This window comes from Corynebacterium sp. HMSC075D04, from assembly GCF_001815635.1.
Lineage (GTDB): Bacteria > Actinomycetota > Actinomycetes > Mycobacteriales > Mycobacteriaceae > Corynebacterium > Corynebacterium coyleae.
This window is the reverse complement of sequence record NZ_KV821348.1, coordinates 1-9,929: the sequence shown is the minus strand read 5'-3', so window position 1 is coordinate 9,929 and position 9,929 is coordinate 1. Positions and strand designations below refer to the sequence as shown.

Below are 9,929 nucleotides of genomic sequence, written 5' to 3'. Positions count from 1 at the left end.
GGGCCGAGCGCCCCGGCGCGTGGCTAGCGGTTCATGTACGCGGCCGCGGCACCGCCGAGGCCCAGCACCGCCAGGACCGCGATGATGATGCCGACGATCGCACCCGGCGAGGAGCTAGAGCCGCTTCCGGAGCCGCTAGAGCTGCCAGAGCTGCCGGAGGCCTGCGGCTCGACGGTGGAGGTCGGTTTGGTCGCGGTGGGGCCAGGGGTGGTGTAGACCGTCTTGGAAGGCTTGGTTGGCCGCGGCGTGGTCGGCTTCGGGCCCAGGGAGGTGATCGCCGGGTCGCGCTGGCCGGGCAGGACCGGCAGGTTGGTGGCGGTTGGGATCGGCGGGGCCTGGGTCAGGGTCGGCTTGGACGGGTCGGGCTTGGCCAGGATGTCGCGGACCTGGTCGGCCTTCTCTGGGTTGGTTTTCTCCAGGTCGGCGATGAGGTCTTGCATGTCCTTGGCGGAGTAGTTGAGGACGGAGAAGTTGACGGTTTGGTCCTCGACAAGCAGGCCTTCCTCGTTGAAGACGCGGAACTGGATCGGCATTTCGGCTTCGTCGTAGCCGATGGTGTTGGTGATCGGTACTTCGATGGGCAGGGCTGCGTTTTCGGTCAGGGCGCCTTCGACTGGGTATTCCCTGCGGAAGTCGCCGCCGGGGTAGTTCACCTGGAGGGTGAATTTGTGCAGGTCGATGCCGAGGTTGGAGAGTTCGACGTTGACGCGGGAGTCGTAACGATTAGCCACGATGTAGGACGGGTTGTCCTTCAGGCTGAGCATGCGCAGGCCTGCCTTGCCGTTGTTGCGTTCGGCGGACAGGGCGACGAGTTGGCTCACGGAGGGGTGGGTGTGGCCGGATTCGTCGGGGTCTTCGTCGGCGACGCCGGAGGTGCCGGTGGCCTTGCGGATTTCGCCGTTGACCAGGTCGAGGTTGTCCCAGTCGGGGGCGATGCTGTAGTTGCCCTTGAAGCATTCGACGGAGCCGTCGGTGCACTTGGCCGGCAGCGGCTTTGTGCTGTCGGGCGTGGCGGTTTCTTTGGAGTAGTTGAACACGCTGAACTGGTAGAGGTAGTTCATGACCGATTCGTAGTGCGGGACGTACTCACTGTCGGGGCGTTTTACTTTCGACGAGCCCGAGTGGGTCAGGCCGAGGTTGTGGCCGAACTCGTGCAGGATGGTGTTGCGGAGTTGTTCCTGCGAGGTCATGCGTTCGTTTTTGGCGATGTAGAAGGCGCCGTCGGCAAGTAGGGCGTTGCCGGAGGACGGGTTGTCTGCGGCTTGGCTGTCGCCGATGACACCGACGCGGAAGATGTTTTTGCGCTCGCCAAGCAGGCGGTCGCGGTCTTTGATCATCCTGACTGCCGGGTTTTCGCCGGCGAAGTAGTACTCCGCGTAGTCCTCGGTTGGCCCGCCGTGGGGTTCGAGGCCGGGGATGTTGTTGTAGTAGACGCCGGCGTCGATGTGCAGGTTGTAGCCCTCTTTGTCGAAGAGGTCGACGAGGTCGTTCAGCGTTTGGCGCGAGGGGCGGTACACGTTGGTGTTCGCATTGGCGCATTCCTGGAACTTGTCAAAGTCTTCTTCGGTGGGCGCGTACTTGCGCTTGTCGGAGCAGCCCAGGGATTCCCATTCGGATTTCATCCAGTTGAGTTGGAGGAACAGGTCTGGGCGCGTGGGGTCGGCGCCCCAGCGGTGGAGCGGGAATTCTTTGCCGTCGGCGGAGGTGAAGCCGTTGCGTTCCCATTCGTCGGGGAAGCCGTCGCCGTCGGTGTCTTTTAGCGCTTCGCTGGCGGTGCCTTGGAAGGTGACGGTGGCTTCGAGGGTTTCGCCTGGTGCGACGGTGTTTTCCCATTTGCCGGTTTGGAAGCGGCTGGCGTTGTTGGCGCCGGCGAGCGCGTTGTTGAGGGTGTCGCCGGTTGCGGTGGTAGTGGGGTCGTCGAAAAGCGTATGCACGTTGTAGCGTCCGCCGACGGAGACCTCGTACCCGTTGTTTTTGGGGGTGGCGGTGAGTTCGTAGTCGTAAGACATCATGCCGGCGGTGAGGTCGATGGCCAGGGGGCTCGGTGCGTCGGTGACGTTGCGTGCGACGACGTTGACGGTGACTTCTTTGGCGGTGACGGTGAAGGTGCGGGTGAGCTCGACGCCGTTTTTGGTGTGCGTGAGCGTGATGGTGTCTACGCCGTTTTTGCTGGAGGTTTTGACGTCGGTGTCGTTGCCGACGTATTGGACGCGGGTGCCGTCGTTAAACGCGTCGATGTAGAGGGCTGTGGGCAGGCTGCCGTAGGTGGGGTTGTTGTAGGTCAGCCAGCTGACGCGGCCTTTGTTGGCTTCGACGGTTTGGAAGCCTTCGAATGCGCCGGTTTTCGCGTCGACGGAGAAGGGACGCGTCTGCTCAATGACGGCGCCTGCCTGTATTGGCACTACGAGCCCTGCGCCGAGGCTCGCGGCAACCGCGGCGGCGGCGACTTTCTTGTGTACTCGCATGTTCTCCTACTTCCACCAGACTAGGAATTGTTGGTAAAACTCTCGGTTTTCGTACAGGGCGTAGTTGGCTGCCCCGATGAGGCCGAGGATGGCAAGCAGCCCGGCGATCCAGCCTATCGCGTGGGTGTCTACGGAGCTACTGCTTGTCGACGACTCCACCGCCCGTGTCGCCTCCACCGTCACCGTGAACTTGCCACGGGACCCGTCGAGGTATTCGACGAACACCGGCACGGCCTTCGCATGGCCCTCCGCACCTGTGGGGATGCTGGCGGTGAGTTCGCCGGTGGCGTGGTCGATGCCGAAGGTCCAGCCGTCGGATTCGGTTTGGCCGAGCGAGAACGGGTGGTCGATGGCGGTCTCCGGGCGCGTCAGGGCGAAGCGGGAGGTCTCGCCAGCGGTTCCCTTGACCAGCATGTTCTCCAGCTTCGCGTCTTTGGCCAGGGTGGTCGCGCCGTTGGCGGTGAGCACCTGGACGGGTGCGGAGGTGAACAGTTCCGAGCCGTCGCTGAAGCTAATACGCACGGGCACCTCGCGGATGCCGGGCAGGGTATCTGGGGTGGCCTTGACGGTGAGCACGCCGTTTTCCGGGTCGATGGCGGTGTGCAGCCCCTCCACCGGGGTGACCAGGGAGAAGGATCCCTTGTGCTTGGTTGGGGTCAGTACACGTTCCGCGCCTGCGTGGACGTTGCCGCCGAGGTATTCGATGCCGGTGAGGGCGGCCTCGCCACGCACGGCGGTCGCCGGGACCTCGACGATGCGTTGGGAGCCGTCCGTAAACGTGACCACGATCGGGATCAGGGTGGCCAGCGCGTTGCTCCTCGCCGCCTTGCCGCCGTCGATGGCGGCGGTGATGGCGCCGGTGGTTTCGTCGACATGGACGCGCCAGCCGGGCTCGCTAAACGACGCCGCCAGCCCGTACCGCGCCCCCTCCGGTGCAGCGGTGGGCAGTTTGGTGGTCGGGTCGCCGCCCTCGGTGAGTTTCAGCGGCGCCCACGACACGGCCTTGCCTTTGGCTTCGGAGCGGGTGGTCACCGGTACGACGACTTCCTGGGTGGAGCCGTCCGGCAGTGTCAGTTTGATCGGTACGTCGAAGGGTGCGTCGGCCGGTGCGTCGGTTGGCACCTTGATCGTGATCTCACCGGTGTTCTCGTCAAGCTCTACCGGCAGGGTGGTCAGGCCGTCTGCCTCGAACTTCGTGCCTTCCGGCACGGAGCCGGTGGGGGTGATCCTGATGTTGCCTTCGGCGTCGAATACCGGCTTGTACTCCAGGCTGCGGACGCCGTCGGCGAGGGTGGAGCCGGTGAGGGCGTCGATACGCACGGTGGCAGCCTCGCCGCCTTCGCGGTTGGCGCTGGGCTCGTCTTCGCTCGGCGGCACGTCGTCGATGGTGCCGTCCGAGTACAGCGCGCGGACCTGCACCTCGATCGGCTTGGCGTTGTCCTTCGGCGCGGTCGCGCGAATCAGGCCGGAATCCAGGTCGACGGCAACATCCCAGCCCTCGAGTTGGGTGTGCGGGGTGGCCAGCACGTACTCCGCATCCTCAGGCATCTTGCCAATCTGGCGGATCAGCACCGTCTTGCCTGGCTGCGCGCCCTTGTTCTGCTCGTAGGCGGGCTGGTAGGTGACGTTGTGCGGGGCGGGGTCCACGATGAACTTCGCATAACGCTCCGCGATGGTGTCATCCGGGAATGTGATCCGCACGCGGACGTCGAAGTTTTCGGTGCGTGGCTTTGTCACCGTGATCACGCCGGTGGCCTTGTCCATTTCAAGGCCCGTGGAATCACCCAGAATCTCGAACTTCGTGCCGGCAGGCAGCGGCTGGTTGCGGTAGCTGCGGCCGCCCTCGGTCAGCTTCGCGGTCGGTGCGCTGTTGTTGCCGGTCTCGCCGTAGCGCAGGTAGCCCGGGCGGTACTCGGGCCAGTAGCGGGAGGCGTCGGTGTTGGGGGGTTGGACGTCGATGGTGACGGTGCTGCGCGTGCCGTCGTCGGTAATCACGCCAAACTTGTACTCCCCTGGTTTCAGGTCGCGCGGCGGGACCGCCTTGATCACGCCGTCGACGCCAACGGTGACCCACTCGGGCGCATCGTCGGCGGCGCGGATGCCCATGCTTGTCGACGGCACCCTCGACGGCGCAGCCTCTACATCCTCACCAGCGCGCACCGTGATCGGATGCCACGCGAAGCCGTCAGCCACGGACACCGAGATCTCAAGGTGCTCCTCCAACAACCTGTCGTCTTCGGTGATGACCTCCACGACCACGTCGTAGTCGCCCGGCTCCTTCGGGGTACCGGTGATGACGCTGTTTTCCTCGTCGTAAATCACACCGTCCGGCAGGCCCTCGACCTCCACGGAGGAGGCGTTGTCCGTATCAACGGGGATCTCCAACTTCTCACCGGGCCGGACGGTGCCGTCTGGCGGGGTGGTCAGCTTCTCCCGGACCGGATCGGGAAGCTCCGAGGTGTCCTTGACGGTGATGGTGAACATGGAGGTGACGACGTTGCCTGCGGTATCGACGAGCGGGCTGCCGTCTTCGCCCAGCACGCGCGCGGTGACGTTGTAGGTGCCCGGAGTAGTCGGGGCACCCTTGAGGTAGACATGCTGGAAACGGCCCTTGGCGCGGGAGGTGTCGGCGGTGATGCCTTCGGGGAGGGTGGAGGCGTCGATAGTCAATGTGGCGCCATCGGGAACCCGCAGTGCGCGAACGGGGACCGGCTTGATGCGCTTGTGCGCCCAGAAGGTGCGGTCCTCGACCCGCATGAAGTACGGGTCCGCAGAAAGCACGATGTCGAACGGCACGATCTTGTGGTCGCCGTCCTTGTACACCGCCATGATGTTGATGGTCTCTTCATCCGGCAGCTCTTCGGCCTTGGACGGATCCGGGGTGATGGTCACGGTGCCCGAATCGCCGTCGATCTCAGCACCCCAGGCCGGGTTTACTGCCTCGGGTTTTGCAAAGCGGTAGTGCACCGGCTTGTTGATGTACGACTCGAGGAAACCGAGCACCACCTCCGTGGAGGTGGTTTGGCCAAGGCGCACCTTAGCCGCCGGGTAGGAGACGCCGGACCAGCCCTCGTCGACCTCGGGGGGATCCACCGGGTCTGCAACCGGATCCGGTGCGGGTTCCGTGGTCTCCGTGGCTTCCATGGTTTCTTCGGCCGCCTGCACCGGCTGCACCGCGCCTGCGATGAGCGACAGGCCGATGGCACATGCTGCGATTGAGGTTCCACGTCGGCGCACACTGGAAACGTTGCGGTGCTGCTCGGCCATCTGCCCATCCCCTTTGACGGTATGTTCAGCCCGCAATGCGGGCGTTGTTACTACACGTCAATATATCGGCTTAGGGTAAGTTGTTACAACATTTTGCTTTTATACCCGCGCGGCGACGGCGGCGGCCTTCTGCGCGATGGCCAACTCCTCGTTGGTAGGCACGACGAGAACCTTCACGGTGGAGTCGTCGGTGGAGATGATACGTGGGCCGTCGTTAGGCAAATCGTTCTTCGCCGGATCGATCTCGATGCCGTAGTGCTTCAGGTTGTCCAGCGAATCCATGCGAACAAACTTATCGTTCTCGCCAACACCGGCGGTGAACGTAATCGCGTCCACGCGGCCAAGCGCGATCATGTAGGAACCGATGAAGCGGCGCAGCTGGTTAAGGTACACGTTGTAGGCCAACCAGGCGTTCTCGTCCTCGTTTTCGATCATGGCGCGCAGTTCGCGGAAGTCGTTCACACCCGACAGGCCCTTGACGCCGGATTGGCGGTTGAGGAGGTTGTCGATCTCGTCGATAGTCATGCCACTTTGACGCACCAGGTGGAAGATGATGCCCGGGTCGATATCGCCGGAGCGGGTACCCATGACCAGGCCGGCCAGCGGCGTCATGCCCATGGAGGTGTCGATCGGGTGGCCGTTGGCAACCGCGGAAGCGGAAGCGCCGTTGCCCAGGTGGAGCACGATCTGACGGGTGTGCGCCGGGTCGCGGCCGATGAGTTCCGGCACCTGGGAGGACACGAACTCGTGTGAGGTGCCGTGGAAGCCGTAGCGCCGGATCAGGTTGCGCTCGGAGACCTCAGCGTTGATGGCATACAGCGCTGCGGCCGGGGGCAGGTCGCGGAAGAAACCGGTGTCGAACACCGCGACGTGCGGGATGTCCGGCAGCAACTCGCGGGCGACCTCGATGCCATCGATGTTGGCCGGGTTGTGCAGCGGCGCCAGCGGGATGAGGTCCCGGATCATGTCCACGACCGGGTCCAGGATCAGCTCTGGCTCGGAGAACACCATGCCGCCGTGGACAACACGGTGGCCTGCGGCGACGATGTCGAGTTGGGTCGGGCCGACGCCTTTGGCGTCGAGAAGTTTGAACGTCTCCTGCAAACCGGACGCGTGAGAGGGCACGGCCTTTTGTACGACGTGCTTCTGGCCGTCGTACTTGATGGTGATGCGGCCCTGGGGCTCACCGATCTGCTCGACAAGACCCGAGACGAACGGGTCTGCCGATGCGTCGGAGGTCGGGTCGACGATCTGGAACTTGATCGAGGACGAGCCGGAGTTGATAACCAGTACGTAAGACATTTACTTCGCCCCTGCCTGAATCGCGGTAATAGCTACGGTGTTCACGATATCTGGCACGGTGGCGCCGCGGGACAAATCGTTGACCGGTTTATTCAGACCCTGCAGCACCGGGCCGACGGCGAGGGCGCCTGCGGTGCGCTGGGCGATCTTGTAGCCCGCGTTGCCGGCCTCCAGGTCGGGGAAGATGAACACGTTGGCCTGGCCCGCTACCGGGGAGTCGGGGGCCTTCTTCGCGCCCACGCCCGGGTCGCAGGCGGCGTCGAACTGCAGCGGGCCGTCGATGGCAACGTCCGGGGCGAGTTCCTTCGCCTTCGCAGTCGCCTCGACCGCGCGCTCCACGTCCGGGCCCGCGCCGGAGGAGCCGGTGGAGTAGGACAGGATGGCCACCTTCGGGTCGATGCCGAACTGGGCGGCGGTCTTGGCGGACACGGCGGCGATCTCGCCGATCTGCTCGGCGGTCGGGTTCGGGTTCACGGCGCAGTCGCCGAACGCCCAGAGGCGGTCCTGCATGACCATGAGGAAGATCGAGGACACCACGGACGCACCCGGGGCGGTTTTGATGATCTGGAACGACGGCTTAATCGTGTGCGCGGTGGTGTGCGCAGCGCCGGAGACCATGCCGTCTGCCAGGCCCTTGTGCACCATCATGGTGCCAAAGTAGGAGACGTCCTTCATGGTCTCGCGGGCCTCCTCGAGCGTCACGCCCTTCTTCTTGCGCAGCTCCGCAAAGTCGGCGGCGAACTCCTCAAGCAGGTCGGATTCGAGGTGGTTGAGCAGGTTCGCGCCGCTCAGGTCCAGGCCGAGGTCGGCGGCGCGGCGGTTCATGTCCGCGACATCGCCAAGAATCGTGATCTGTGCAATCCCCTGGCGCAGCAGCTGATCCGCCGCCTGCAGAATGCGGTCGTCCTCGCCCTCCGGCAGCACCACGTGCGAGCCGGCAGCCTTGGCCTGCTCCAGCAGCTGACGCTCGAACACGATCGGGCTCATGACCGGCTTTGCCTCGACTGCGGCGGGCTGGAAGGTCTCCACCTCGCCACCGCTAATCGACGACACCACAACCGCGCCAAACTCCTCCACGCGGCGCTTGGCGAGGGGTGCGGTGGTGTCATCGCTAGTAATGAGCACCACGGGCACCCCGAGAGCTGCGGCGAGCTCGCCGTCAAAGTTGTAGTCACCAGTGCCCTGGATCAGTTTCGCGTCGCCAAACAGTGCGCCGGAGTTGAAGATCTCCGCCACGCTGTCGCCTTCGGCGCGCACCAGTTCGAGGCCGAGACGGCCGGCGAGCTGTTGCAGATCCACACCCTCGAAGGTGCGGTTTGCAAGGGTTACAAGCAGGGTCTGGGACATTGTCTCACCTTTCGTTGTGGGGCAAACAGTGCATAGTTTACCGGCACCGCCGACACGGCGAGACACCATATGGTGTGACCTACATCTTCTTCATGGCGCGCGCCGCGTCATCGGTACGCACACGCGCCTCAGCTGCCGAATCCGCGGTGGAAAGAATCAACACATCCGGGCCGAACATGCGCACCGTGGTCTCCTCCACCTCCATCGCGGCGGCGATAGCCTCCAGCGAGAGTGTCACGCCCGGCAGGAAGCGCACGGCACCGGGGCTGACCAGCGTCGAATCGATGGGCAACTCCTGCGTCGCACGCGCCTGCAGATCAAACTGATTGACGCGCTGCGTGGCAAGCGTGACCAACCCATCACGGCTCGGGCGTGGGGTGACTTGGGAGAAGTAGACATCGTCGCCAGAGACAAACAGCTCAATGGAGTACACGCCGCAACTTGCAAGCCCACCCATGATGCGCGCGGCAATCGAGCGCGCGTTGTCCATCGCGGCCTCCGGCATCGGCGCAGGCTGCCACGCCTCCACCAGTTTGCCCTCGCGGTGGCGGGTGCCAATCGGCTCGCAGAACCACGTAGCCAACTCGCCCGTGTTCGGGTCGATGGAGCGCGCCGCGAGGATCGTGGCCTCGAAATCAAAGTCGATGTAGCGCTCCACCACCACACCGTCACCCTCCCCTTCTGAGGCGATACTCCAGGCCTCCGCAAGGTCGGCGTTGCTGTGCACCGTGGAAAATCCCTGCCCGTCGCGGGATTTCGGCGACTTCACCACACACGGAAACCCGAGGCGCTCCACCGCGTCCTGCATTTCCTGCGGCGTGGCCACAAACTCACAATCCAGCGTGGGCAAGCCCAGTTCCTCGCTCGCCTGGGTGCGCACCGCCATGCGGTCCGCAGTACGACGGCATGCGCTTGTCGACGGCGCCACCGCCGCCCCGGCAGCCTCCGCCGCCACCTCAACCTCTTCGAGCGTGTCCGGCGAATCCCCCGTGGTCACAATGATGTCCGGGTGGAACTGATCAGCCAGCGACACAGCACCAATCTGAGTCTCAAACCCGAGGCGCTGGTAAGCCTGCTCAAGCTCGCGGGCCATCGGCGACGTGCCAAGGATCAGCGCGCGACGCTGTGCAGAAGATGGAACAGTCATAACGCCAGATTGTCCCACACTTATATGTCGCGCAGGTAGCCGAGAGCACGTGCAAAAAGAGGCTCAATAAATCCGCTCGACACTTCACGACTGAGTCCCCACTGAGCCCCCAAGACATTATCCACCCCCAACATGGGGTACGAAAACCGCCTTAGTCGATCGTTCGCACTGGTCAAACGACCCTTGCGTCCGTAATAGAAAATACATATAGCGTCAGGCTATCCTCTAGACAGAGGCGACGCCCTCGCCAGAAGTTTCTGGGGACAGCGAACCGCCCAGATCCCGTCGAGCTGCTGGCCGGCGGGATCATTCATTTTCAACTTTCTTATCTAGATCAATAACGAACGAATGGTCTTCAAGATAAAGCGGGTTAAGCGACAAAATGTGTGTCTGCTATCGGC

At 63.9% G+C, this 9,929-nt stretch carries 5 protein-coding genes; all 5 read right to left on the bottom strand.

Translation table 11 applies throughout. The features are described 5' to 3' along the window. Window positions 1-23: 23 nt before the first annotated feature. The 5 genes from HMPREF3048_RS06960 to HMPREF3048_RS06940 all read right to left on the bottom strand — a co-directional run bounded on the left by HMPREF3048_RS06960 (window position 24) and on the right by HMPREF3048_RS06940 (window position 9,528). Entirely contained in the window at window positions 24-2,465 is a 2,442-nt protein-coding gene (locus HMPREF3048_RS06960; RefSeq protein WP_070771698.1) for a hypothetical protein, read from the bottom strand. Window positions 2,466-2,471: 6 nt separating this feature from the next. Continuing rightward, window positions 2,472-5,732 carry a YPDG domain-containing protein gene (locus HMPREF3048_RS06955; protein WP_070771696.1) on the bottom strand — a complete coding sequence of 1,087 codons (3,261 nt, stop codon included), beginning with the start codon at window positions 5,730-5,732 and terminating at the stop codon, window positions 2,472-2,474. A 99-nt stretch (window positions 5,733-5,831) separates the two neighbouring features. Further along, the gene (locus HMPREF3048_RS06950) at window positions 5,832-7,034 is read right to left on the bottom strand and encodes an acetate kinase (RefSeq protein ID WP_070451088.1); all 1,203 of its coding nucleotides are present in this window, start codon (window positions 7,032-7,034) and stop codon (window positions 5,832-5,834) included. After that, the gene (gene pta, locus HMPREF3048_RS06945; RefSeq protein WP_070771694.1) at window positions 7,035-8,381 is read right to left on the bottom strand and encodes a phosphate acetyltransferase; all 1,347 of its coding nucleotides are present in this window, start codon (window positions 8,379-8,381) and stop codon (window positions 7,035-7,037) included. It lies immediately after the preceding gene. 79 nt (window positions 8,382-8,460) lie between these two features. Next, window positions 8,461-9,528, bottom strand: coding sequence for an ATP-grasp domain-containing protein (locus HMPREF3048_RS06940; protein ID WP_070771692.1), 1,068 nt, complete (start codon window positions 9,526-9,528; stop codon window positions 8,461-8,463). Window positions 9,529-9,929 lie beyond the last annotated feature (401 nt).